The sequence below is a fragment of the Pseudomonas sessilinigenes genome (assembly GCF_003850565.1).
GTDB classification, from domain to species: domain Bacteria; phylum Pseudomonadota; class Gammaproteobacteria; order Pseudomonadales; family Pseudomonadaceae; genus Aquipseudomonas; species Aquipseudomonas sessilinigenes.
Genome location: NZ_CP027706.1, coordinates 2,717,808 through 2,742,306 on the forward strand (window position 1 = coordinate 2,717,808; position 24,499 = coordinate 2,742,306).

22 protein-coding genes are annotated in these 24,499 nt (G+C 66.2%); 20 read left to right on the plus strand and 2 right to left on the minus strand.

Annotated features, from left to right (window positions below):
- The first annotated feature begins 26 nt into the window (after positions 1-26).
- From C4K39_RS12770 to hcnC, 8 genes are all read left to right on the plus strand, one after another.
- On the plus strand, positions 27-542 hold the full coding sequence (locus C4K39_RS12770) for a Csu type fimbrial protein (RefSeq protein ID WP_124346573.1): 516 nt from the start codon (positions 27-29) through the stop codon (positions 540-542).
- A 4-nt stretch (positions 543-546) separates the two neighbouring features.
- Positions 547-1,080 carry a Csu type fimbrial protein gene (locus tag C4K39_RS12775; protein WP_124346574.1) on the plus strand — a complete coding sequence of 178 codons (534 nt, stop codon included), beginning with the start codon at positions 547-549 and terminating at the stop codon, positions 1,078-1,080.
- A gap of 20 nt (positions 1,081-1,100) precedes the next feature.
- Positions 1,101-1,883 (plus strand): fimbrial biogenesis chaperone, encoded by a 783-nt coding sequence (locus C4K39_RS12780; RefSeq protein WP_124346575.1) that lies wholly within the window; start codon positions 1,101-1,103, stop codon positions 1,881-1,883.
- 11 nt (positions 1,884-1,894) lie between these two features.
- Positions 1,895-4,264: a fimbria/pilus outer membrane usher protein gene (locus tag C4K39_RS12785; protein ID WP_124346576.1), complete on the plus strand. Its 2,370-nt coding sequence runs from the start codon at positions 1,895-1,897 to the stop codon at positions 4,262-4,264.
- The gene (locus C4K39_RS12790; protein ID WP_124346577.1) at positions 4,261-5,208 is read left to right on the plus strand and encodes a Csu type fimbrial protein; all 948 of its coding nucleotides are present in this window, start codon (positions 4,261-4,263) and stop codon (positions 5,206-5,208) included. The genes C4K39_RS12785 and C4K39_RS12790 overlap by 4 nt, the downstream gene beginning before the upstream one ends.
- Positions 5,209-5,466: 258 nt before the next feature.
- Positions 5,467-5,784: a cyanide-forming glycine dehydrogenase subunit HcnA gene (gene hcnA / locus C4K39_RS12795; protein WP_068578303.1), complete on the plus strand. Its 318-nt coding sequence runs from the start codon at positions 5,467-5,469 to the stop codon at positions 5,782-5,784.
- A complete protein-coding gene (gene hcnB / locus C4K39_RS12800; RefSeq protein ID WP_124346578.1) occupies positions 5,781-7,190 on the plus strand; it encodes a cyanide-forming glycine dehydrogenase subunit HcnB in 1,410 nt (469 codons plus the stop codon). Before hcnA ends, hcnB begins: the two co-directional genes overlap by 4 nt.
- On the plus strand, positions 7,183-8,436 hold the full coding sequence (gene hcnC / locus C4K39_RS12805; RefSeq protein WP_124346579.1) for a cyanide-forming glycine dehydrogenase subunit HcnC: 1,254 nt from the start codon (positions 7,183-7,185) through the stop codon (positions 8,434-8,436). The genes hcnB and hcnC overlap by 8 nt, the downstream gene beginning before the upstream one ends.
- Positions 8,437-8,621: 185 nt before the next feature.
- Here the strand turns inward: hcnC and C4K39_RS12810 are convergent, their stop codons facing one another.
- Positions 8,622-9,842: a multidrug effflux MFS transporter gene (locus tag C4K39_RS12810; RefSeq protein WP_124346580.1), complete on the minus strand. Its 1,221-nt coding sequence runs from the start codon at positions 9,840-9,842 to the stop codon at positions 8,622-8,624.
- Between the two features lie 91 nt (positions 9,843-9,933).
- Between C4K39_RS12810 and pdxR the strand changes: the two genes are divergently transcribed.
- The 3 genes from pdxR to C4K39_RS12825 all read left to right on the plus strand — a co-directional run bounded on the left by pdxR (position 9,934) and on the right by C4K39_RS12825 (position 12,654).
- Positions 9,934-11,400 (plus strand): MocR-like pyridoxine biosynthesis transcription factor PdxR, encoded by a 1,467-nt coding sequence (gene pdxR / locus C4K39_RS12815; RefSeq protein WP_068578294.1) that lies wholly within the window; start codon positions 9,934-9,936, stop codon positions 11,398-11,400.
- A 76-nt stretch (positions 11,401-11,476) separates the two neighbouring features.
- A complete protein-coding gene (locus tag C4K39_RS12820; RefSeq protein WP_124346581.1) occupies positions 11,477-12,409 on the plus strand; it encodes a DHH family phosphoesterase in 933 nt (310 codons plus the stop codon).
- 2 nt (positions 12,410-12,411) lie between these two features.
- Positions 12,412-12,654, plus strand: coding sequence for a DUF7660 family protein (locus tag C4K39_RS12825; protein WP_053130677.1), 243 nt, complete (start codon positions 12,412-12,414; stop codon positions 12,652-12,654).
- A gap of 16 nt (positions 12,655-12,670) precedes the next feature.
- Here C4K39_RS12825 and C4K39_RS12830 read toward each other — a convergent pair whose 3' ends face one another.
- Complete coding sequence (locus C4K39_RS12830; protein WP_124346582.1) at positions 12,671-13,591, minus strand: MurR/RpiR family transcriptional regulator; 921 nt, start codon at positions 13,589-13,591, stop codon at positions 12,671-12,673.
- Between the two features lie 309 nt (positions 13,592-13,900).
- Between C4K39_RS12830 and C4K39_RS12835 the strand changes: the two genes are divergently transcribed.
- From C4K39_RS12835 to C4K39_RS12875, 9 genes are all read left to right on the plus strand, one after another.
- Complete coding sequence (locus tag C4K39_RS12835) at positions 13,901-15,838, plus strand: bifunctional 5-dehydro-2-deoxygluconokinase/5-dehydro-2-deoxyphosphogluconate aldolase (protein WP_124346583.1); 1,938 nt, start codon at positions 13,901-13,903, stop codon at positions 15,836-15,838.
- Between the two features lie 68 nt (positions 15,839-15,906).
- Entirely contained in the window at positions 15,907-16,812 is a 906-nt protein-coding gene (gene iolE / locus C4K39_RS12840) for a myo-inosose-2 dehydratase (protein WP_124346584.1), read from the plus strand.
- Positions 16,809-17,618: a 5-deoxy-glucuronate isomerase gene (gene iolB, locus C4K39_RS12845; protein ID WP_124346585.1), complete on the plus strand. Its 810-nt coding sequence runs from the start codon at positions 16,809-16,811 to the stop codon at positions 17,616-17,618. The genes iolE and iolB overlap by 4 nt, the downstream gene beginning before the upstream one ends.
- 30 nt (positions 17,619-17,648) lie before the next feature.
- Positions 17,649-18,470 carry a TIM barrel protein gene (locus C4K39_RS12850; protein ID WP_124346586.1) on the plus strand — a complete coding sequence of 274 codons (822 nt, stop codon included), beginning with the start codon at positions 17,649-17,651 and terminating at the stop codon, positions 18,468-18,470.
- Between the two features lie 40 nt (positions 18,471-18,510).
- A complete protein-coding gene (gene iolD / locus C4K39_RS12855; RefSeq protein ID WP_124346587.1) occupies positions 18,511-20,448 on the plus strand; it encodes a 3D-(3,5/4)-trihydroxycyclohexane-1,2-dione acylhydrolase (decyclizing) in 1,938 nt (645 codons plus the stop codon).
- 33 nt (positions 20,449-20,481) lie between these two features.
- Positions 20,482-21,492, plus strand: a complete 1,011-nt coding sequence (iolG, locus tag C4K39_RS12860) for a bifunctional inositol 2-dehydrogenase/D-chiro-inositol 1-dehydrogenase (RefSeq protein WP_124346588.1) — start codon at positions 20,482-20,484, stop codon at positions 21,490-21,492.
- Between the two features lie 200 nt (positions 21,493-21,692).
- On the plus strand, positions 21,693-21,875 hold the full coding sequence (locus C4K39_RS12865) for a hypothetical protein (protein ID WP_068595973.1): 183 nt from the start codon (positions 21,693-21,695) through the stop codon (positions 21,873-21,875).
- 52 nt (positions 21,876-21,927) lie between these two features.
- Complete coding sequence (locus C4K39_RS12870; RefSeq protein ID WP_068578275.1) at positions 21,928-22,854, plus strand: sugar ABC transporter substrate-binding protein; 927 nt, start codon at positions 21,928-21,930, stop codon at positions 22,852-22,854.
- A 66-nt stretch (positions 22,855-22,920) separates the two neighbouring features.
- The gene (locus C4K39_RS12875) at positions 22,921-24,468 is read left to right on the plus strand and encodes a sugar ABC transporter ATP-binding protein (RefSeq protein ID WP_103326107.1); all 1,548 of its coding nucleotides are present in this window, start codon (positions 22,921-22,923) and stop codon (positions 24,466-24,468) included.
- Positions 24,469-24,499 lie beyond the last annotated feature (31 nt).

The following is a 24,499-nucleotide window of genomic DNA, read 5'->3' on the forward strand; positions in this document are numbered from 1 at the left end:
GGGACCTGAGGGTCCAAGGAGGAGCGATGAACCTGAACCCTGTTCATCTGGCAGCAGTGTCCTGCCTGATTGGCTGGAGCCCGACCCAGGCTCAGGTTGCCACCATTACCCTGAAGGCCACGTTGCTCCCGGCCTGTGAGGCGGGGGCGGTCGACAGCGGCGGCCCCATCGGCTTCGGTACCCTGGATTTCGGCCAGTACGCTTCGCTGGACAACGCCATCAGCGTGACGGGGCAACAAGGGGCCGGCTCGATCCGGGTCAAGTGCGTCACTGGCCAGTCCTATTCCATCCGGCTCGATGGCGGCCTTCACGGCACGGTTGCCCAACGCAGGATGGCCAATGCGGCCAACGCCTCCAGTACCCTGATCTACAACCTGTACTCCGACCGGCCTGGGGGCACCGTCTGGGACGATGTGGTGGGAGTCAATGCTGTCGGCAATGGCAGTGACCAGTGGTATCCCATTCATGGGGTGGTGCCTGCGCAAGCAACGCCTGGCGCGGGTACCTATCGCGACACCGTCAACGTGACCATCGGCTGGTGATGCGATGTCCGGCCGTAGTCTGGCGCTGCTGGCGTTGCCGGCCTTGTTGGCCTCCATGGTCGTATGGGGCGATCCGTCGCCGATCAGCCGCGCCTTCCGGGTCCAGGCCATGGTCACCAATGGCTGTGCCTTCGGCACCCGCCTGAGCAACAACAACTACGACCTGGGGTTACTGGATTTCGGCACGCTGGGCAGCCTCGCCAGGCCGGTGGACATCGCCAGTGCCGCAGGAGCCGGCTCCATCGTGTTGACCTGCACCCCGGGCATGACGGTCTCGGTGGCCCTGGACAATGGGCTCAATGCCAGTGGCAGCCAGCGCTACTTGAAACACATCAGCGCCAACCAGAGGCTCGCCTATCAGTTGTACCAGGACCCGGCCTATTCCCGGGTCTGGGGTAGCGGGGCCCAGGCCCGGACCATCGTCGATTTCCCGCCCGGCACCCAGGCCTACCAGGTCTATGCCCGGCTCCTGGCCGTGACTCGCATGCCGCCCGCCGGCAGCTACCACGACACCGTCACCGTCACCCTGGCGTTCTGAGCCGTCCTGGAGGAGAGCCCATGCCCCGTTGCCCATTGGTGTCGAGCCCCGGTCATTGGCTGTTGGCCGGGCTGTTGCTCCTGTGCGGCCAGGCCCAGGCCGCCAGTGCAGTGCTCATCTGGCCGGTCAACCCGGCCATCGAGGCCGATCAGGGGGCCACCGCCTTGTGGCTGGAAAATCGCGCCAGCCAGCCGGTGACCTTGCAGGTGCGGGTGCTGGCCTGGACCCAGGAGCAGTTCCAGGACCTCTACCGAAGCCAGCAGGCGGTGATCCCCAGCCCGCCTTTCGTCACGGTCGAGGCTGGGCGCCGGCAATTGATCCGGCTGATTCGCCTGGGCGCTGTGCCCAGTGTGTCGGAGCAGGCCTACCGGGTACTGATCGATGAAGTCCCCGACGGCTCCGAGCCGGCGCCGAAGCAAGCTGGCTTGGCCTTGCAGTTCCAAATGCGCTACTCGATACCGTTGTTCATCAGTGGCGCTGGGATCTGGACCCAGCCACGGGCCGACCTGGACCGCGACCCCGCCAGCGCCACCCGGCCGCAGCTGGCCTGGCGCCTGGTGGAGGAGGGTGGCCAGCGTTACTTGCAGGTGCGCAATGACGGGGCGGTGCATGCGCGGCTCAGCCGCGTACGCTGGGAGGGCGGGGGGCGCAGCCTGCCGCTGCTGGATGGCTTGCTCGGTTACGTGTTGCCCGGCCAGCAGATGCGTTGGTTGCTGCCACCGGGATTGGCCCCGGGCAAAGGCATGAGCCTGATGCTGCAGTTGTCCGATAACGACGCGGTGGTCCGCGTTCCTGGTTACTGAGGCTGGCCAGCGTGGTTGCCCCGGTCGCTGTGCAGGCTTGCCGTCACTCCTCGCTGTTCGTCGGGTTGGCGCTGTTGTCTTGCGCGCAGGCGGCGCTGGGCTCGACAGGCTTGCCCCCCGCACCACGGGCCCTGGCCGACCAGGGAACCGTCCGCTACCACCTGGAACTGGTCATCAATGGCCGCCACAGTGGGCAGGTGGTGGCAGTCAACGCGCGGGATGGGCGTTACCTGCTCGACGCTGCGCTGCTGCGCGATGCGGGCGTGCGGTTGCCTGGCAACCCCGTCGGGTCGATCGTGCTCAATGAATGGGCGGATGTGCGGGTGGACTACGACAGCGCCAGCCAGCAGCTGCGCCTGCAGGTGCCGACCGATTGGCTGCCCCGGCAGCGGATCGAGGACCCGGGCCTGCTTGCGCATATTCCGGCGAGTAGCAGCCTGGGAGCGCTGTTCAACTACGACCTGTATTACTCGGCTCCCGCCAACAACGCCACCCCCTATCTGTCGGCGTTGCTGGAGCAGCGCGCCTTCGATGGTTTCGCCACCCTTTCCAACACCGGGGTCTATAACCATTACTTCGGCGGGACCGACAACCCCGGCAACCGGTACCTGCGCTACGACACCTACTGGCGCTACAACGACGAGCAGGCCCTGCGCAGCTACCAGTTGGGTGACTACATCAACGGCGCTCTGAACTGGACGAACCCGGTGCGCATGGGTGGCTTGCGATTCTCGCGCAACTTCGAGGTGCGCCCCGACCTTGTCACCTACCCACTGCTCAGGTACGACGGCCAGGCCGCGGTGCCCAGTACCGTCGATCTGTTCATCAACGGCTACAAGGCCAGCAGCAGCGACCTGCAGCCCGGTCCCTTCGCCATCAGCAACGTGCCGTACATCAGCGGGGCGGGGGAGGCGACGATCGTGACCACCGATGCCCAGGGACGGCAGGTGTCGACCAGCCTGCCGTTCTACGTCTCCAATACCTTGCTGACCCAAGGCTTGAGCGATTTCGACCTGTCCCTGGGGCGCTTGCGCGAGGACTATGGACGGCGCAGTTTTGCCTATGGCGACACAGCCTCCAGTGGCATCTACCGCTATGGCCTGAACGACCAGCTGACGCTTTCCGGGCATGCCGAGGCAGCCGCGGACCTGCAATTGCTCGGGGCCGGCAGCGATATCGCCCTGGCCACCTTCGGTACCCTCAGCCTGGCGACCAGCGCCAGTGCTGGCCAGGGCGACAGCGGCCAGCAATACCTGCTCGGGTACTCCTACTATTCGCGGCGCATCGGTGTGAACTTGCAGCATATCCAGCGCAGCGACGGCTACCACGACCTCAGCTCCCTGGGCGGTTATCGCTTGAGCCGGCGTGCCGACCAGGTCAGCGCCAGCCTGAGCCTCGACGGGCAGGGCAGCCTCGGTGCCGGGTATTTCGACATCCAGGCCCGCGACGGCAATCGCACGCGGCTGCTCAACCTGTCCTACAGCCGTTCGCTCGGCAGCCGCAGCAGCGTCTACCTGGCGCTGAACAAGGACCTCGCCGACAGTGGCTACAGCGTGCTTTTACAGTGGGTGCTGCCCTTCGAAGTCCATGGGTTGCTGAACGTTGGCATTACCCGTGACAGTCGGGGGCGCTACAGCGAACGCGTGGTCTGGAGCCGGGCCGCGCCCAGTGAGGGTGGGTTTGGCTGGAACCTCGGACAGGGCGGCGGCTCCAGTCGCTACCAGCAGGCGGACCTGACCTGGCGTACGCAGAACGTGCAGTTGCGAGCCGGGCTCTATGGCGAGGCTGGCAACCACACGCGCTGGGCCGATGCCAGCGGCTCGCTGGTATGGATGGACCGTGCGCTGTTCGCCAGCAACCGCATCAACGATGCCTTCGTGCTGGTCAGCACCGGTGGGTATGCCCAGGTGCCGATCCGCTATGAGAACCAGCGGGTGGGCCAATCGGATGAGAACGGTCACTTGCTGGTGCCCTGGGTCGCGGCCTACCACCCGGCGAAGTTCCAGGTCGACTCGCTGGACCTGCCGGCCAACGTCCAGGTGGCGGATGTCGAGCAGCGGGTGTCGGTGCGACAGGGCAGCGGAGCCTTGCTGGATTTCCCGATTCGCACCGTGGTTGCCGCCAGCATCAGCCTGGTGGATGAGCAAGGTTCACCGCTGCCGCTGGGGAGTCGGGCCGAGCACCTGGCCAGCAGGCAGCAGGCCATCGTCGGCTGGGATGGCCAGGTGTATTTCGAAGGCCTGCAGGCCGACAACCAGCTGCGAGTGCGGCTTGGCGATGGTGGTCTGTGCCAGGTCAGTTTCCGGCTGGATATCCACAAACCCACCGTCAGCCAGATCGGCCCGTTGCCCTGCCGGGCACTCAGTGGAGGTAGCCCATGAACCGATATCTCTCATGCGTCGGCCTCTGCGGCCTGCTGGCCCTGTGCGCCAGTCCGTCGCTGTTCGCGGCCTGCACCACCAGCTCCAGTCGAGGTGATTTCGGCAGCTTGAGCTCCTTTACCGTGGCCAGCACGCCCCAGGCCATCACCTCGACCTCGGGTTTCAAGTGCACCGGCAGCCTGCTGTCGATACTGAGCACCAACACCATCGAAGCCACCATCGCCAGCACCGCCCACGCACAGGGCTCCAGCCCCCGGCTGTACAACGCGAGCGGTAATGCCTACCTGCCTTACGTCATCTGCAGCGACAGCAGTTGCGGCACCATCTACAACGTCGGTTCCACTGTCCGTTGGAGCAAGACCACGTTCCTCGGCATCCTCGGGTTGTTCAACGGCCCTGACGGCAGCTTGCCGCTTTACCTGCGCACGGCCACCCGGATGAACCTGCCGGCCGGAACCTACAGCGACACCATTCTCCTGAGCTGGCGGTGGTACCTGTGTGCCGCGGGTGTCCTGGGGGTCTGTATCTACGACGAGGGCAGTGCCACCAGCAGCATCAATGTGACGCTGACGGTGCTCAAGGACTGCTTCATCGACAGCGCCCCGGATGTCAGCTTCGGCAGCGCCGCACTGGTGTCCGGCTTCACGGCGGTGAACCAGAGCATCGGTGTGCGTTGCACCTTGAACGCCACCTATAGCCTGGGCTTCGACAACGGTAATCATTTCAGTGGCGGTTGGCGGCGCATGGCCAACGGTGCCCATTCCATTGGCTACAACCTCTACAAACCCAGCGACTCGACGGTTTGGACCACCCTCAATACCCAGCGAGGAGTGGGCAGCGGAGCGCTCCAGGGCGTGCCTTACCGGGTCATGGTCAATCCCGCTCAAAACGATGTGCCAGCCGGTGTCTATAGCGACACGGTACGGGTGATCCTGACCTACTGATCCCAACCTGGGAGGGTCAAGCCCATGGTAGCGCTGGCCCATGAGCCGGGGGCAGGGGCGACGCTATTCTGGCGCCACGCAACCGTTTGCTTGGCCCAGGTCAATACTCGTGTCCGACAAACCGACTAGCTTGGCCCACGCTCGGTTCTGACAGAGCTTTCGGAACCGCGGTGTTGCCGCGTCTCCATTTCCGGACCGTCGGGACCCGGACGGCAGGATGCCGGCAATCGCTTTTCACCTCTTCACGGATGAACCGCAATGCGTCAGATAGACCGCAACTTCGATATCCAGCCGCTGCAGCATGCGGACATGACCATCAGCCTCAATGGCCAGCCGGTCACCGCAGCCCTGGGCGAAACCGTCCTCAGCGTGATCCAGGCCACCGGCCTGCGTCAGGTGGCGCGCAACGACCATGGGCAACTGGTGGGCGCCTACTGCGGCATGGGCGTATGCCATTGCTGCCTGGTACAAATCGATGGCCGGCACAAGCGCCGGGCTTGCCAGACCCTGGTCAAGCCGGGCATGCAGGTGCAGACGCTGGCCAACCGCATCAGTGAAACGGAGCCCAACTCATGAGCCTGAATCCGGTGATCGTCGGCGGTGGGCCGGCGGGTATGGCGGCGGCCATCGAACTGGCCGAGCACGGGGTGCACAGCACCCTGGTCGAAGAGGCCTCGCGCCTGGGCGGGGTGGTGTATCGCGGACCGCTGCGCGATGGCGTGCAGCTCGATTACCTGGGGCCTCGTTATTGCGAAGTGCTGGCCAAGCTGCATGGCGCCTTTGGCGACCATGAACAGATGATCGACGTGCGCCTCAACAGCCGGGTGATCGGCGCCGAGGGCAGCCACAGCCTGATGTTGCTGGATGCCGAGGAGCAGGTGCAGGAGGTGCCCTATGGGCAACTGGTGCTGGCCGCCGGTTGTCACGAACGCAGCGTGCCGTTCCCCGGCTGGACCTTGCCCGGGGTCAAGCTGCTGGGCGGCTTGCAGCTACAGATCAAGAGTGGCGTGGTCAAGCCGCAGAGCCCGGTGGTGATCGCCGGGACCGGCCCCTTGCTGCCGCTGGTGGCGTGCCAGTTGCACGCTTCCGGGGTGCGCGTGGCCGGGGTCTACGAGGCCAGCGCCCTGGGCAAGATCGCCAAGCAGAGCCTGGCCATGCTCAACAAGCCGCAACTGTTCCTCGACGGCCTGAGCATGCTGGCCTACCTCAAGCTCCACGGCATCCCCCTGCGTTATGGCTGGGGCGTGGTGGAGGCCCAGGGCCAAGGTGCCCTGGGGGTCGTGACCGTGGCGCCGTATTCCAGCGACTGGCAACCGGACATGTCCAAGGCCCAGCGCATCGCCGCCCAGACCCTGGCCGTCGGCTATGGCTTCATTCCCAGGACCCAGCTCAGCCAGCAGATGGGCCTGGAGCACAGTTTCAGCGACGACGGCTACCTGCGGGCCGATGCCAACGTCTGGCAGCAGAGCAGCGAGCCGCACATCCACCTGGCCGGCGACATGAGCGGCATCCGCGGTGGCGAGGCGGCGATGCTCAGCGGGCGTATCGCGGCCTTGTCGATCCTCATGCAGCGCGACGTGCTGAGTAACGAAGAGGCCCTGCAACGGCGCCAGGGCTATGAGCGCAAGCTGGCCTCGATCCTGCGTTTTCGCGGTGCGGTGGATCGCTACACCGCTCGCGGTGTCGGGCAGGTAGAGCTGCCCAAGGGCGATACGGTGATCTGCCGTTGCGAGCACACCACCCGCAACGATATCGAACGGGCCCTGGCCCAGGGCGTCGAGGACATGGCCAGCCTGAAGATGCGCACCCGGGTGAGCATGGGCGATTGCCAGGGGCGGATGTGCGTGGGCTATTGCAGCGACCGCCTGCGCCAGGCCACGGGCCGCAAGGACGTGGGCTGGATTCGCCCGCGCTTCCCGCTGGACCCGATTCCATTCTCTGCCTTTGCGCCGGCCGACCAGGAGGTCTCCAAGCATGACTAAGTACTATGACGTGGTTATCGCCGGTGGTGGTGTGATCGGGGCGTCCTGCGCCTACCAGCTGTCCAAGCGCAAGGGCCTGAAGGTGGCGTTGATCGATTCCAAGCGCCCGGGCAATGCCAGCCGCGCCTCGGCCGGCGGCCTGTGGGCCATCGGCGAGTCGGTGGGCCTGGGGTGTGGAGTGATCTTCTTTCGCATGATGTCGGCCAACCGCAAGCGCGAGGCCCAGGGCTCGGCCGTGGTGGTGGACTCCAGCACGCCGCATATCCTGCCGCAGTCGTTCTTCGATTTCGCCTTGCAGTCCAACGAGCTTTATCCGCGCCTGCACCGGGAACTGATGGGCCTGCACGACATGGACTTCAAGTTCGAGCAGACCGGGCTCAAGTTCGTCATCTATGACGATGAAGACCGCCTGTACGCCGAGCATATCGTCGGCTGCATCCCGCACCTGGCCGATCAGGTGCGCTGGCTCGACCAGGCGGCGTTGCGCGCCAGTGAGCCGAGTATCAGCCACGAGGCCCAGGGTGCCCTGGAGTTCCTCTGCGATCACCAGGTCAATCCATTCCGCCTCACCGATGCCTACACCGAGGGTGCCCGGCAGAACGGCGTGGACGTGTACTTCAATACCAATGTCACCGGGGTGCTGCACCAGGGCAACCGGGTCAGCGGCGTACAGACCGCCGAGGCCGGGTTGTTCCATTGCTCGACCCTGATCAACGCCGCCGGTGCCTGGGCCGCCGAACTGAGCCTGCAGGCCACGGGCGTGGAGATCCCGGTGAAGCCGGTGAAGGGCCAGATCCTGCTCACCGAGCGCATGCCCAAGCTGCTCAATGGTTGCCTGACCACCAGCGACTGCTACATGGCGCAGAAGGACAACGGTGAAATCCTCATCGGCAGCACCACCGAGGACAAGGGCTTCGACGTCAGTACCACTTACCCTGAAATCAACGGCCTGGTGCAGGGCGCGGTGCGTTGCATCCCCGAGCTGGCCCAGGTCAACCTCAAGCGTTGCTGGGCGGGGCTGCGCCCCGGTTCGCCGGATGAACTGCCGATCCTCGGGCCGATGGAAGGGGTGGAGGGTTACCTCAATGCCTGTGGGCACTTCCGTACCGGCATCCTGACCTCGGCCATCACCGGGGTGCTGTTGGACAAGCTGGTCAACGACGAGGCCCTGCCGCTGGACATCACGCCATTCCTGGCCCGGCGTTTTGCCCTGGAACCGCAGAAGAAGCAGGCACTGTTCGCCTGATCGATCCGCTTGCCCAGTGGTGCGCTGAAGGTCCTGCTGACCTGGCGCAACCACGTGGGCTCGGTAGCGGCCACCGGGGCAGGCCATGCCCGGTGGAGCCGCTGGCGCAGGCTGCGCACGGGCGCCAGGGTACCTTTGCCTGGCCCTGTGCTGGAGCCTGGTGGCGCCTGGCGTGGGCTAGGCGGCTACGGTCGCGGGCGCAGGCCATACCAGGCCACGCCAAGGGCGAGGCTGAACAACCCCGTCAGGGCTTGCAAGGAGCCGGCGGCGCTGTCGACCAGGGCATCGGCCAGCAGGCCACACAGGGCGGTCATGCCCATCTGGATAAAGAAGAACAGTCCCGAAGCGCTGCCTGCCACATCGGCATAGGGTTGCAGGATCGCCAGTTGGCAGGCCGGAATCGCCAGGCCCACCGCCAACATGATCGCCAGCATGGGCAGGACGATGGCCAGCAGGCTGTCTGGCCAGAAGCCGCGGGCGATCAGCAGCAGGCCGGCGCCTGCAAGGTTGAGCAACGTGGCCCGGGCGATCAGGCGGTCGGCACCCTGGCGTGGCGCCAGGCGCTGGAACCACCGCGACCCCAATAGATAACCGGCCACCGTGGCGGCGAAGACCAGGGCATAGGCGCTCGAGGAGAGCCCCAGCTGACGCTGGAGCAAGGCGGGCGACTGCAGGATAAAGGGAAAGTAGGTGCAGTACAGGCAACCGATGGCCAGGGAATAACGCATGAAATAGCGGCTTCGCAGCAGCCGCAAGTAGAGCCGTGGCAGGTTCTGGCGGGGCATCTGGGCCACCTCGGGCGAACGGGTCTCGGCCAGCTTGGCCAGCATCAGCAGCCACACGGCGGCGGCCAAGAGGCTCAGGCACAGGAACAGGCCGCGCCACCCGAGCCAGTGGCCGAGCAGGCTGCCCAGTACAGGTGCGAGCATGGGCGACAGGGCGATCCCCATGGATAACAGGCCCAGGAGCCGCGCCTGTTCGGCAGGCGTGCAGCGATCCCGGACCATGACCCGGCCCACCAGCGTGCCGCAGCAACCGCCCAGGGCTTGTAGCAAGCGAGCGGCCATCAATACCTCGACGCGGGTGGCGAGCATGCAGGCCAGGCTGGCCAGCAGGTACAGCGCCATGCCCCAGAGCAGCACCGGACGCCGGCCAAAGCGATCGCACAGGGGACCTCCCAGCAGCATCGAGAAGGCATAGCCGAGCATGTACAGGCTCAGGGTCAGTTGCAGCTGTTGGTCGCTGGCGCCCAGCGCGTCGGCCATGGCGGGCAAGGCCGGCAGGTACAGGTCGATGCTGATCCGCGGCAGGCAGACCACGATCAGCAACAGCAGGGTCCAGAGCCAGGGCGCCAGCGCTTGCGGGGCCGTAGAGGCAAGGAGCGGGGTTTCGGTGGTCGGTTTCATGGATGGCTCGGCAGGTAGGGCATGGGCAGAAAACTAAGGCCTTTATGGTTTAATGCCGAGAGCCATTTATACCTGTATCGAGTGGACCACTATGAGTCGTGGAAAACACCCTGTTCCGCTGGACTTGCCGCTGCCCCAGGCCCTGGGCGAGGGCCTGGGCAAGCAGGACAGTGCCTATGGCGCCCTGCGCCAGGCGATCCTGGAGAAGCGCTTGCCGGCCGGCTGCCGACTGCCGTCGACCCGGACCCTGGCCCAGCGCTGGTCCCTGTCCCGAGGCACCCTGGAAGCGGTGTTCGATCGCTTGCGCAGCGAGGGCTACGTCAGCCGCGTGTCCGGTTCCGGGACCCGGGTCTGCGCGGTGGTGCCGGACCTCTACCTGAAGGCACTGCCCCCTGGGGCGCCACGGCCCGAACAGCCTGCGGGCCCGCGCCCCCGAGCCCAGGGCGTACGTGCCGGGCAACCCTTCGTCGCCCGGCTCGCCGACCCTACGCTGTTTCCCCTGGCTCTGTGGGCCCGCACCCTGACCCGGGCCCTGGCCGCGGCCCCGGCGCAATTGCTGTGCGATCCCGATCCGGCTGGCTTGCCGCTGCTGCGCCAGCAGATCGCCCAGTACCTGGGGCAGCACCGCGGCATTGTCTGCGACCCGGACCAGGTGATGGTCACCACGGGCATTCGCCATGGCCTCGATCTGTTGGCCCGCAGCCTGCTGCACCGGGGCGACAAGGTCTGCCTGGAAGACCCCGGCTACCTGTCGGCCAGGGAGTTGTTCACCCTGGCCGGTGCGCAATGGGTGCCGGTGCCGGTCGACGAGGAGGGGATCGACGTGGAGTACCTGCATCGTCATCGCGATGCGCGCATGGTCTACGTGACCCCGGCGCACCAGGCCCCCCTGGGCATGAGCATGCCGGTATCGCGGCGCCTGGCACTGCTGGAGTGGGCGCGCGCCAGCCAGGCCTGGATCGTGGAGGACGACTACGACAGTGAATTCAATTACCAGAGCGCCCCCCTGGCGGCCCTCAAGTCCCTGGACCTCGATGACCGGGTGATCTACTGCGGCAGCTTCAACAAGACGCTGTTCGCCGGCCTGCGGGTGGGTTTCATGCTGGTGCCGCAGGCGTTGCGCGAGCGATTGCTGGCGACCTTGCAGAATACCGGGCGTTCGGTCGGGGTGATCGAGCAGGTGGCCCTGGCCGACTACATCGCCAGCGGTGCGTTCCTGCGGTATCTGCGGGCCGCCCGCCAGGCTTACCAGGAGCGTCGCGACCTGCTGCTGCAGATCCTGGCCCGGGAGGCGCCGGGCTGCTATCGCATTACCGGGCAGCAGGCCGGCCTGCACCTGCTGTTGCAGTTGCCGGCCGGTAGCGATGAGGCGCGTTTTCGCCAACGCGCCGCCGAGGCTGGCATCGACCTGCAGGGCCTGGCCGAGCATTGCCAGCGACCCGGTCGGCCAGCGGCCGTGATCATCGGTTATGCGGCCCTGAGCCCGGCGCAGATCCGCTACAGCGCTGCGCGCCTGGCAAGCCTGCTGGTGGCCGAGGCCGGCCTGGCCAGGTGCTGATTGTCATGCTTTGGTCATATTCGCCCGCCATGCTCGGCACCCCGGCCCGCGGGCCTTCGTACACCACAGGGATGTCATGATCATTGTCACCTCCGGCGCGGCTTACCTGGACATGGATGCCTACGCCGGCTGTATCGCCTACGCCGAATGGCTCAATCTTCGCGGCCGTCCGGCCCGGGCCCTGAGCAGCGCACCACTGAACGAAAGCATTCCCCAGGCCCTGCGCCATAACTGCAAGGGGCTGGATGCACCGGTGCCGATCGGCGACGACGATGTGTTCGTGCTGGTGGACGTTTCCAATCACCTGCACCTGGACCCACTGGTGGCGCTGGAGCGGGTGGTGGAGGTCATCGATCATCATCCGGGGTTCGAGCCGTTCTGGATCGAGCGCCTTGGCCCCCGTGCGGATATTCGCCGGATCGGCGCCGCCTGTACCCAGGTCTACGAGCGTTGGCGCGACTCGGGGCTGTTGCCGCGAATGAGCCGCGACAGTGCGCAGTTGCTGGCAGCCGGGATTCTCGACAACACCCTGAACTTCACTGCCCAGATCTGCACCGATGCCGATCGCCAGGCCTATGCCGTGCTGGCCCGGCACGCCGGGTTGGACGAGCAATGGCCTGCACGCTACTTCGACCAGTGCCAGCGCCAGATCGAGGAACAACTGGAGCAGGCCCTGCACAAGGACCTGAAAGTCCTCGGGGAAGAGAGCAACCTGCCCAGGCGTTTCGCCCAGTTGACCTTGTGGAATGCCGATCGCTTGCTGCGCCAGCAACGGCCCTTGATCGAAAGGGTACTGGGGCAGTGGGGCGATGACTGGCTGCTGAACCTGATCAGCCTCGGCGAGGGGCGCAGCTACTTGCTCAGTGGTGGAGCGGCGAGTGCGCAGAAGCTGGACCGGCTGCTAGAGTGCCCGGCCGTGAATGGCCTGCACTGCCTGGAACGGCCGATCTTGCGCAAGGAGTTGCTGCGCATGGGCCTGGCCTGGCAGGCACCGATGACCCCGAGGTAACCGTGGACCTGGATCAAGCCTTGCAGCAAGTGGTGGATGAGCGCAGTTTCCTGGCGTTCGTCCAGGCCTTGAGTGCCGACCGGCGCCAAGCCAGCGACTGGCAGAACGACTCCATCGAGGACTTCCTCGACTCCGCCCATGCCTGGGCCGAAGCCAGTGCCATGGGCGCCAGCCAGGGGTTGGCCGACGCCTCACCGTGGAAGCGCTTCGCGGTGTTCCTGTACTGCGGCAAGATCTACGAATGAGGCGCCCGCTGCGCGGCTAATCCTCGAAGCCGCTCTGCTCGTGGATTTCATCCATCTTCAGCTCCAGGCGGTAGGCCACGGCGATGAACAGCGCCTGGCACAGGCACAAGGTGGCGCTCAGCGAACGGAAGGCGAACGAGCTGCCCTCGTTGACCAGCAGCACGCTGTTGGCGCGCTTGGCCAGGGGCGAGAGGGTGCTGTCGGTGATGATCAGGGTCTTGGCCTGGTGGTGCTGGGCAATCCGCAGGCAGTGCTGGGTTTCCTTGGCGTAGGGCGTGAAGCTGATGGCGATCACCAGGTCGCCGGGGCGGATGCTGCGCATCTGCTCGCGGTAGCTGCCACCGAGCCCCGAGACCAGGTGGATGCGCTTGTTGGTGTGCTGCAGGTTGTAGACCAGGTAGTCGGCCACCGCGAAGGAGCGCCGCACCCCCACCACGTAGATGTTCTCGGCATTGACCACCAGGTCGACGGCTCGCTCCAGGGCCGCCTCGTCCAGCTCCTGTTCCAGGCGCTCGATCCCCGAGAGGGTGGCGCCGATGCAGTCGCGAGCCAGGTCGGCGCTGCTGGCCTTCTGTGATTTGTTGGCGATCAGGCTGCGGATGCGCTGCTGGTAGTTCTGCACCGGCGTGGCCTTGTGGGTATAGGCCTCGCGGAACAACGCCTGCATGTCACTGAAGCCGCGAAAGCCCAGGCGCTGGGAGAAACGCACGATGGCCGAGGGATGCACTTCGCATTCGCGGGCGATGTCACTGATGCGATCGACCATGATCCGGTCGCGCTGCTGGCTCATGTAGCTGGCGATACGCTTGAGCTGGCGCGGCAGGCTTTCGTATTCCTGGGCGATCAGCTGCAGCAGGCCCTCGGCATCGAGCGGGCGAGTGGCGAGGTCGCTGTCCGTGGTGCCTTCGGACAAGGCCGGCTGATCGGTATGGGGCATGGTCAATCCTTCTTACGGGTGCTGATGGGGCGAGCCTGGGTATCGCCCCTGAGACTAGGCGGACTGCGGGCAGTCTACAGGGTCGGCGCCGGGAAAATCTTGCCGGCCGGGGCCTGCAGCGCATTGCTGAATCGATGCAGGGCACAGATTCCGGCGTGCAACGAACTTTAGTGGAAAAAATATTCCATGTAAAAATAATTAGAATAAATATTGATTTGGCAGTGAAAGCCGTTCTAGGCTGCACCCACCAAGAGTGCTTGCCGAGGAACCGGCGGCAGGCAGCGGCTGATAACAATAACAGGAGCCAGCATGGGCCAGGATCGCTTTGCCAGTGGGCGTCAATTGGATCTGATCTGCCTCGGACGCCTGGGCGTCGACCTCTACGCGCAGCAAGTGGGGGCCCGCCTGGAAGATGTCGCCAGTTTTGCCAAGTACCTTGGCGGCTCGTCCGCCAACATCGCCTTCGGTACCGCGCGCCTGGGCCTGAAGTCGGCGATGCTGACCCGGGTCGGCGACGACCACATGGGGCGCTTCCTGCTGGAGTCCTTGCAGCGCGAAGGTTGCGACACCCGCGCCGTGCGGGTCGATCCCGAGCGCCTGACGGCCCTGGTCCTGCTGGGCCTCAAGGATCGCGAGAGCTTTCCCCTGGTGTTCTATCGCGAGAACTGCGCCGACATGGCCCTGGCCGCCGAGGACATCGACGAGGCCTTCATCGCCTCCAGCAAGGCGCTGCTGATCACCGGCACGCATTTTTCCAGCGACCAGGTCTACCGGGCCAGCATCCAGGCCCTCGACTATGCCGAGCGCCATGGGGTGCGGCGAGTACTGGACATCGACTATCGGCCGGTGCTCTGGGGCCTGGCGGCCAAGGCCGATGGCCAGACCCGCTTCGTCGCCGACCGCCAGGTCAGCCAGCATGTGCAGGGCATTCTGCCGCGCTTCGAACTGATCGTCGGCACCGAGGAGGAATTCCTGATCGCCGGGGGCGAGCCGGATTTGCTGGCGGCCCTGCGCCGGGTGCGCGAGCTGACGGCCGCGACCCTGGTGGTCAAGCTCGGCCCCAGGGGCTGCACGGTGATCCATGGGGCCATTCCCGGCCATCTGGAGGAGTTGCAGGTGCACCAGGGCGTGCAGGTCGAGGTGCTGAACGTGCTGGGCGCCGGCGATGCGTTCATGTCCGGCTTTCTCAGTGGCTGGCTGGAGGGGGCGGACGATGAGCGCTGCTGCCAGCTGGCCAATGCCTGCGGTGCCCTGGTGGTCTCGCGCCACGCCTGTGCCCCGGCAATGCCGACCCGTGCCGAGCTCGACTACCTGTTCGGCAGCCCGCGGCCCATTACCCGTCCGGACCAAGACCCGACCCTGCGGCGCCTGCACCAGGTCAGCGTGCCGCGCAAGGCGTGGCGGCCGCTGTTCATCTTCGCCTTCGATCATCGCGGGCAACTGGTGGAGCTGGCCCGCCAGGGTGGGCGCGAGCTCAGGTTCATCGAACAACTCAAGCTGCTGTTCGTCGAGGCGGTGCAGCGGGTCGAGGCCGACCTGCGACGTAAAGGCGTCGAGGCCGATGTCGGCGTGCTGGCGGACCAGCGCTTCGGCCAGGATGCACTGAACGCCGCCACCGGTCGTGGCTGGTGGGTGGCACGCCCGGTGGAACTGCAGGGATCGCGGCCCCTGGTGTTCGAGCAGGGCCGGGCCATTGGCAGCAACCTGATCGCCTGGCCCCAGGAGCAGATCATCAAGTGCCTGGTGCAATTTCATCCCGATGACGAACCCTTGCTGCGCCTGGAGCAGGAGGCGCAGATCCGCGCCCTGTACCAGGCGTCCCAGGCCAGCGGCCATGAGTTGCTGCTGGAGGTCATCCCGCCCAAGGACTTGCCCGGGGCCCATCCCGAGGTGCTGTACCGGGCCATCAAGCGCCTCTACAACCTGGGCATCTACCCGGCCTGGTGGAAGATCGAGGCCCAGGATCGCGAGCAGTGGCAGCGCCTGGACCAATTGATCCAGGAGCGTGATCCCTACTGCCGTGGGGTGGTATTGCTGGGGCTCAACGCCTCGCCCCAGGCCCTGGCCGAGGGCTTTCGCCAGGCCGCCGGCAGCAGCAGTTGCCGGGGCTTTGCCGTGGGTCGCACGATCTTCCAGGAGCCCAGTCGTGCCTGGCTGGCAGGGGAGATCGACGACCAGCAGCTGATCGAGCAAGTACAGGGCACGTTCGTCCAGTTGATCGAGGCCTGGCGCAGCGCCCGCCCGTGAACGCCCCAGGCCTTGGTGGCGAGGCGGTTTTTTAGAGTGCGATCCGAACAACAATAAAAGGTGCAGCCATGCCCGCGATCCGAATTGGCATCAACCCGATTTCCTGGAGCAATGACGACCTGCCGTCCCTGGGGGGCGAGACACCCCTGGACACGGCGCTGGCCGAAGGCAAGGCCATCGGCTACGAGGGCTTCGAGCTCAACGGCAAGTTCCCCAAGGATGCCCAGGGGGTGGCCGAGGTGCTGCGGCCCTACGAGCTGGCGCTGGTTTCCGGCTGGTACAGCGGCCAACTGGCGCGGCGCTCGGTGGCCGAGGAGATCGAAGCCATCGCCGCCCATGTGCAGTTGCTGGCGCACAATGGCGCCACGGTGCTGGTCTATGGCGAGGTGGCCGACTCGATCCAGGGCCAACCCATCGCCCTGGTGGAGCGCCCGCGCTTTCATACCGAACAGGCCTGGCAGGAATATGCCGACAAGCTCACCGAACTGGCCCGTTTCACCCTCTCCCAGGGCGTGCGCCTGGCCTATCACCACCATATGGGCGCCTACGTCGAATCACCGCAGGACATCGACCAACTGATGCGCCGCAGCGGCCCCGAGGTGGGCCTGCTGTTCGACTCCGGGCATTGCTACATGGGCGGTGCAGAGCCCCTGGAGGTGTTGCGCCGGCATGTCGGGCGGGTCTGCCATGTGCATTTCAAGGATGTGCGCAAGCCGGTGGTGCAGTTGGCGCGCAACCAGCTCTGGAGCTTTCCCGACTGTATCGTCAACGGCACCTTTACCGTGCCCGGTGATGGCGACCTGGATTTTGCCGCGTTGCTGCAGGTGTTGCTGGGCGCGGGTTACCAGGGCTGGCTGGTGGTGGAGGCCGAGCAGGACCCGGCGGTGGCTCCCAGCGAGGTTTATGCCCGCAAAGGCTATGACACCCTGCGCGCCTTGCTGGCCAGTGCCGGGCACGGGAGGGCTGCTCGATGAGCCTGCTGGTCAAGGGCACGGGCGCGGGCCAGGAGCTGGTGCGACTCGAGGAAGGCCGTTTGCAGTACGTGGGTTTCGCCGCCTACCGCCTGGGCCCGGACGAAAGCCTGCCGGTCAGTGCCGGTGAACGCGAGCTATGCCTGGTGCTGCTGGCCGGGCATGTGCGGGTCGAGGGCGAGGCACCGGGGCATGGTGCGTTCCGTTGGGAGGGGATCGGCGAGCGCCAATCGGTGTTCGAGGACCTGGCGCCGTTCGCCGTCTACCTGCCGCCGGGCAGCCAGGCCCGGATCACCGCGCTGGACCCGGTGCAACTGGCGGTCTGCGCAGCCCCCGGTTGCCGCGAGGCCGGGCTGGCGCCGCGGTTGATCCGCCCGCAGCAGTGCTCGCGCAGCGTACGGGGCAAGGACGCCAATACCCGTTATGTCTGCGACATCCTGCCGGCCAGCGAGCCTGCGCATTCGCTGCTGGTGGTGGAGGTGCGCACGCCATCCGGGCACTCCTCCAGCTACCCGCCCCACAAGCACGACACCGACGACCTGCCGCACCAGAGCTTTCTCGAAGAGACCTACTACCACCAGGTCGACCCGCCCCAGGGCTTCGTGTTCCAGCGGGTGTACACCGACGATCGACGGCTGGACGAAGCCATGGCCGTGGAGCACCACGACCTGGTGGTGGTCCCCGAGGGTTATCACCCGGTCTGTGTGCCGTACGGCTACCAGTCCTATTACCTGAATGTCATGGCCGGGCCGAAACGCGCCTGGCAATTCCACAACGATCCGCAGCACAGCTGGCTGCTCGATCTCTGAGAGCGCCACGCCATAGGGAGAGTCAGCCACATGCCCCGGCCCTTGCGTTTTGCCTTGAACCGGATGGTCGCGCCGAGCTTGTCGCTGGTGGAATTCCTCGACCTGGCGCTGGAGTTGCAGATCGATGCCATCGAGTTGCGCAACGACCTGCCGGGCGTGGAAATCACCGATGGCACGCCGCCGGAGCGGGTTCGCGAGCTGTGCGCGAGCCGTGGCGTGCGGGTGTTGTCGATCAATGCGCTGTATCCCTTCGATGTCTGGAACCCGGAGCGCGAGCGGCAACTGCGGCAATTGGCCGAGTATGCCGTGGCCTGCGGTGCCAGGGCGCTGGTGCTGTGTCCGCTGAATGAGGCCGGGGACCCGCGCGATGCCACGCAGCGGGCGCTGGCGCTGCGCAGCGCCCTCAAGGGAATCGCCCCGGTACTGCGCCGGCATGGCCTGTATGGCTTCATCGAGCCCCTGGGCTTTGAGGAGAGCGCCTTGCGCAGCAAGCGCCTGGCGCTGGAGGCGGTCCGCGACACTGCCAGCCTGGATGTCCTGCGCCTGCTGCATGACACCTTCCATCACCGCCTGGCTGGAGAACAGGAGCTGTTCGCCGAACAGACCGCCCTGGTGCACATCTCCGGGGTCGAGGAGGCGCAGGCGCCCCTGGAGCTGTTGCGCGACGGCCATCGAGTGCTGGTGGGCGCGGCGGATCGGCTCGGCAACGTGGCGCAACTCAAGGCGCTGTTGCACCAGGGCTACACCGGTTACCTGTCGTTCGAGCCTTTCGCCGCCTGCGTCCATGGCCTGGTGGATGTCCGCCAGGCCCTGGGCGCCAGCATCGACCATCTGCGCCAGGCCCTGGAGTGAGTGCCCGGCGCCATGCCCCTATCCCTTGTAAGGAGCTGAAATGAGCACGCTACGCCTGACCATGGCCCAGGCCCTGGTGAAGTTCCTCGACAACCAGTACGTCGAGGTGGATGGACAACAGAGCCGCTTCGTCGCCGGAGTCTTCACCATCTTCGGCCACGGCAACGTGCTGGGCATCGGCCAGGCCCTGCAGCAGGACCCGGGTGGCCTGCAGGTGCACCAGGGGCGCAACGAGCAGGGCATGGCCCACGCGGCCATCGGTTTCGCCAAGCAGCGCCTGCGCCGACAGGTCTATGCCTGTACCGCCTCGGTGGGGCCTGGCGCGGCGAACATGCTGACCGCGGCCGCCACCGCCACGGCCAATCGCATCCCCTTGCTGCTGTTGCCCGGCGATGTGTTCGCCAGCCGCCAGCCGGACCCGGTGTTGCAGCAGATCGAGCAGTTCCATGACCTGGGCATCAGCACCAACGATGCCTTCAAGGCCGTGAGCAAGTACTGGGACCGGATCAACCGCCCGGAACAATTGATGAGTGCCGCATTGCAGGCCATGCGGGTGCTGACCGACCCGGCGGAAACCGGCGCGGTGACCCTGGCGCTGCCCCAGGACGTGCAGGCCGAGGCCTACGACTATCCCGAGGCGTTCTTCGCCCGCAGGGTCCACCGTATCGATCGGCGCCTGCCCACCGCGGCCATGCTGGCCGATGCCGCGGCGCTGCTGCTGGGCAAGCGCCGGCCGCTGATTATCTGTGGCGGCGGGGTCAAGTACTCCGCTGCCGGCGAGGCGCTGCAGGCGTTCGCCGAGCGTTTCGCGATTCCCGTGGCCGAGACCCAGGCGGGCAAGAGTGCGCTGCTCTCGAGCCATCCGCTGAACGTCGGCGGCATTGGCGAGACTGGCTGCCTGGCGGCCAACCTGCTGGCCCGGGAGGCCGACCTGATCATCGGCGTGGGGACGCGCTACAGCGATTTCACCACGTCCTCGAAATGGCTGTTCCAGCATCCGCAGGTGCAGTTCCTCAATCTCAACGTCAACCCCGGCGATGCCCTGAAGCTCGATGGGGTGCAGTTGCTGGCCGATGCGCGGGCCGGCTTGCAGGGCCTGTCGCAGGTCCTGGTGGAGCGTGACTATCGCGCCGGCTGGGGCGAGCAGGTGGCGACGGCCAAGGCGCAGTTGGTGGCCGAGGTGCAGCGCCTGCATGGCGTGCAGTATTCGGCGCAGGCCTTCGTGCCCGAGGTCGACGACTCACTGGACCCGGCGGTGCTGCGCGAGTTCATCGAGCTCACCGGCTCCTGCCTGACCCAGAGCCAGGTCCTGGGCGTGCTCAACCAGGTGCTGGACGAAGACGCGGTGATCGTCGCCGCTGCCGGCAGCCTGCCCGGTGACCTGCAACGCAGTTGGGCCAGCAAGGGGCTCAACAGCTACCACGTGGAGTACGGCTATTCGTGCATGGGCTACGAGGTCGGCGCGGCCCTGGGGGTCAAGCTCGCCGAGCCTGGGCGCGAGGTCTATGCGCTGCTGGGGGACGGCTCCTACCTGATGCTGCATTCGGAGCTGGTCACCTCGCTCCAGGAACGGCGCAAGATCAACCTGGTATTGCTGGACAACATGGCCTTCGGTTGCATCAACAACCTGCAGCTGGGCCAGGGCCAGGACAGTTTCGCCACTGAATTTCGCTATCGCGACCCGCTCACGGGCCGGCTCGACGGCGGCCTGATCCCGGTGGACTACGCCATGAGCGCCGCGGCCTACGGTTGCAAGACCTACCGGGTCACCAGTCTCGAGCAGTTGCAGGCGGCCCTGGCGGATGCCCGCCGGCAGACGGTCTCGACCCTGATCGACATCAAGGTCCTGCCCAAGACCATGCTCCACGGCTACCAGTCCTGGTGGCACGTGGGGGTGGCCCAGGTCTCTGACAGCGAGCGGGTTGCCGCCGCGTCCCGAGCCATTGCCGCCGAACTGGCCAGGGCCCGCCAGTATTGATCCTTTGCCACGAACAACCATAGGAGTACATCCATGTCTTTGCAGCTAGGCGTTATCGGGACCGGGGCCATCGGCCAGGATCACATCCGGCGTTGCAGCCAGACCCTGCAGGGCAGCCGGGTCGTGGCCGTGACCGACATCGATCGGCAACAGGCGGCGCGGGTGGTCGACGACCTGCAACTGCAGGCTGAAGTCCATGCAGACGGCCATGCCTTGATCCGCTCGCCCCAGGTGCAGGCGGTGCTGGTCACGTCCTGGGGCCCCAGCCACGAGGAATTCGTGCTGGCGGCTATCGCCGCCGGCAAGCCGGTGTTCTGCGAGAAACCCCTGGCGGTGACCGCCGAGGGCTGCCGGCGCATCGTCGAGGCCGAGCTGGCCCATGGCACGCGCCTGGTCCAGGTGGGCTTCATGCGCCCTTACGACGCGGGTTACCAGGCGCTGAAGGCCGTGGTGGACAGCGGTCGGATCGGCACGCCGCTGATGCTGCACTGCGCCCACCGCAATCCGCGGGTAGGGCCGAACTACAAGACCGACATGGCCATTACCGACACCCTGATCCACGAACTAGACGTGCTGCGCTGGTTGCTGGACGACGACTACGTCTCGGTGCAGGTGCTGTTCCCCCGGGTTTCGAGCAAGGCCCATGAACAACTGCGCGACCCGCAGATCGTGCTGCTGGAGACCGCCCGTGGGGTGCGGATCGATGTGGAGATTTTCGTCAACTGCCAATACGGCTACGACATCCAGTGCGAGGTGGTGGGCGAGAGCGGGATCGCGCGCTTGCCCGAGCCGCCCCAGGTGCAGCTGCGCAGCGCGGCCAACCTGTCCAGCGCCATCCTCATGGATTGGAAGGAGCGCTTCATCGCCGCCTATGACGTCGAGCTGCAAGCCTTTATCAATGCCGTGGCGGCAGGGCAGGTGGGTGGCCCCTCGGCCTGGGACGGCCTGGCGGCAGCGGTGGCTGCCGACGCTTGCATCCAGGCCCAGCAGAGCGGGGCCATCGTGCCGGTGCACTTGCCGCCGCGCCCCGCATTCTATGGCTGAGAGGCCCGGGCCAAGGCCCTGGGCAGGCCCTCGAATAGGGCTTGAACAGGGCTTGCAATAAAATTCTAAAATGAGTTGATATAGAAAATATTTTCCAATAGAGTCGTTTCCAGGTTGCCGACTACCCAGGCTGCCGGGGTCTTCAGGTTCTGCCTGGTGTCCTGGCCAGCCATCCAACAAAAACAACACAGGTGCCGTCGATGAAGATCCCTCGCTCTGCCACGCCATTGCCCTCCCGGGCAGGTGCCACTCTCCCTCGCGAGATGCCTCGCACTCCCTGGTCCTCCCGCTTGCTGTCGCTGCTGGGTTGCCTGTGTGTCGAACACCAAGGTTCGCTGCTGGGCTGCATGCCCGGCGCCCCGGTCCTGTATTCACGCGCCTGAGCCGCGGCGGCGCCCGAGCCGCCAACCGACAACAACGTGGAGAGCACCCTTGATGAATATCCAGACCCGAGTGGTTTCCCTGGCCCTGGCCTTGCTGCTGTCCAGCGGCGTGGCCCAGGCCCAGGTGCGGATCGGTGTGAGCATGTCGCAGTTCGACGACACCTGGCTGACCTACCTGCGCGAGTCCATGGACCAGAAGGCCAAGTCCATGCCCGAGGGCGTGCAGTTGCAGTTCGAGGACGCCCGCAGCGACGTGGTCAAGCAGTTGAGCCAGGTCGAAAGCTTCGTCAGTCAGAAGGTCGACGCCATCGTGGTCAACCCGGTGGACACCGCCGCCACTCGCAAGATCACCGAGGCGGCGGTCAAGGCTGGGATCCCGCTGGTCTACGTCAACCGCCGCCCGGATGACCTGGCGCTGCCCAAGGGGGTGGTCACCGTGGCCTCCGACGACCTGGAGGCCGGGCGGATGCAGATGCAGTACCTGGCGGACAAGATGGGCGGCAAGGGCAGCGTGGTGATCCTGCTGGGGGACCTGGCCAACAACTCCACGGCCAATCGCACCAAGGGCGTCAAGGAGGTGCTGGCCAAGTACCCGGGCATCCGGGTCGACCAGGAGCAGACCGGGGTCTGGCTGCGCGACCGCGGCATGACCCTGGTCAACGACTGGCTGACCCAGGGCCGCGAGTTCAACGCCGTGGTGGCCAACAACGACGAGATGGCCATCGGCGCCGCCATGGCCTTGAACCAGGCCGGGGTGGCGCGCGGCAGCGTGCTGATCGCCGGGGTCGACGGTACCCCCGACGGGCTGCGCGCGGTGCAGCGCGGCGAGCTGGCGGTGTCGGTGTTCCAGGACGCCAAGGGCCAGGCCGAAGGGTCGGTGGAGACCGCGGTGAAGATGATCAACCAGCAGCCGGTGGAGGCTGCGGTGTGGATCCCGTATCGGTTGATCACTCCGGACAACGTCGCCCAGTTCAAGTAGCCGGGCCTCATTCACCGAGCAAGCCGACCGGGCGCCCTGGGTGCCTGGCGGCGGGAGTAGCTGAGCATGAACGCCTGTGCGTCCGTTTCGAATCCGGCCGGGATCACCCCCGTCATCGAGCCTTACCTGCTGGAGGTGATCAATGTCAGCAAGGGCTTTCCCGGGGTGGTGGCCCTGTCAGAGGTGCAGTTGCGGGTACGTCCCGGCACTGTGCTGGCGTTGATGGGGGAGAACGGGGCCGGCAAGTCGACCCTGATGAAGATCATCGCCGGGATCTACCAGCCCGATGCCGGCGAGTTGCGCCTCAAGGGCCGGCCGGTGAGCTTCGCCTCGCCACTGGCGGCCCTGGAGGCGGGGATCGCCATGATCCACCAGGAACTCAACCTGATGCCGCACATGAGCGTCGCCGAGAACATCTGGATCGGCCGCGAGCCGCTGGGCCGGCTGGGCCTGGTCGATCATCGGGCGATGCATCGGGCCACCGCCGCGCTCTTGGCGCGCCTGCGCATCGAGCTCGATCCCCAGGAACAGGTGGGCCACCTGAGCATTGCCGAGCGGCAGATGGTGGAGATCGCCAAGGCGGTGTCCTATGACTCCGATGTGCTGATCATGGACGAGCCGACCTCGGCCATCACCGACAAGGAAGTGGCCCACCTGTTCTCGATCATCGCCGACCTCAAGGCCCAGGGTAAGGGCATCATCTACATCACCCACAAGATGAACGAAGTGTTCGCCATCGCCGATGAGGTGGCGGTGTTCCGCGATGGCACCTACATCGGCCTGCAACGGGCCGAGAACCTGGACGGCGACAGCCTGATCTCGATGATGGTCGGGCGTGAGCTGAGCCAGCTGTTTCCCACGCGTGACCAGCCCATCGGCGAGCGCTTGCTGCAGGTGTGCGACCTGCGCCTGGACGGGGTGTTCGAGGGGGTGTCGTTCGACCTGCATGCCGGCGAGATCCTCGGTATCGCCGGGCTGATGGGCTCGGGGCGGACCAACGTGGCCGAGACCCTGTTCGGCATCACCCCGGCCGATGGCGGGCAGATCATCCTCGATGGCCAGGTGTTGCGCATTGGCGAGCCCCACGTGGCCATCAGCCAGGGCCTGGCGCTGCTCACCGAGGATCGCAAGCTCAGCGGCTTGTTTCCCTGCCTGTCGGTGCTGGAGAACATGGAGGTGGCGGTGCTCAAGCACTATGCCGGGGCGGGTTTCGTCAAGCACAAGGCCCTGCGTGCGCTGTGCGAGGACATGTGTCGCCAGTTGCGGGTCAAGACCCCGTCGCTGGAGCAGTGCATCGACACCCTGTCTGGCGGCAACCAGCAAAAGGCCCTGCTGGCCCGCTGGCTGATGACCCGGCCGCGGATCCTGATCCTCGACGAGCCGACCCGGGGCATCGATGTCGGGGCCAAGGCCGAGATCTACCGCCTGATCGCCACACTCGCCGGCGAAGGCATGGCGGTGCTGATGATCTCCTCGGAGCTGCCCGAGGTCCTGGGCATGAGTGACCGGGTGCTGGTCATGCACGAGGGGCAGCTGATGGGCACCCTGGACCGTAGCGAAGCGAGCCAGGAGCGGGTGATGCAACTGGCCTCGGGCCTGGCCCTGGAACACTAGCGGCGACACGCGACATTCAACCTGGGCCGGC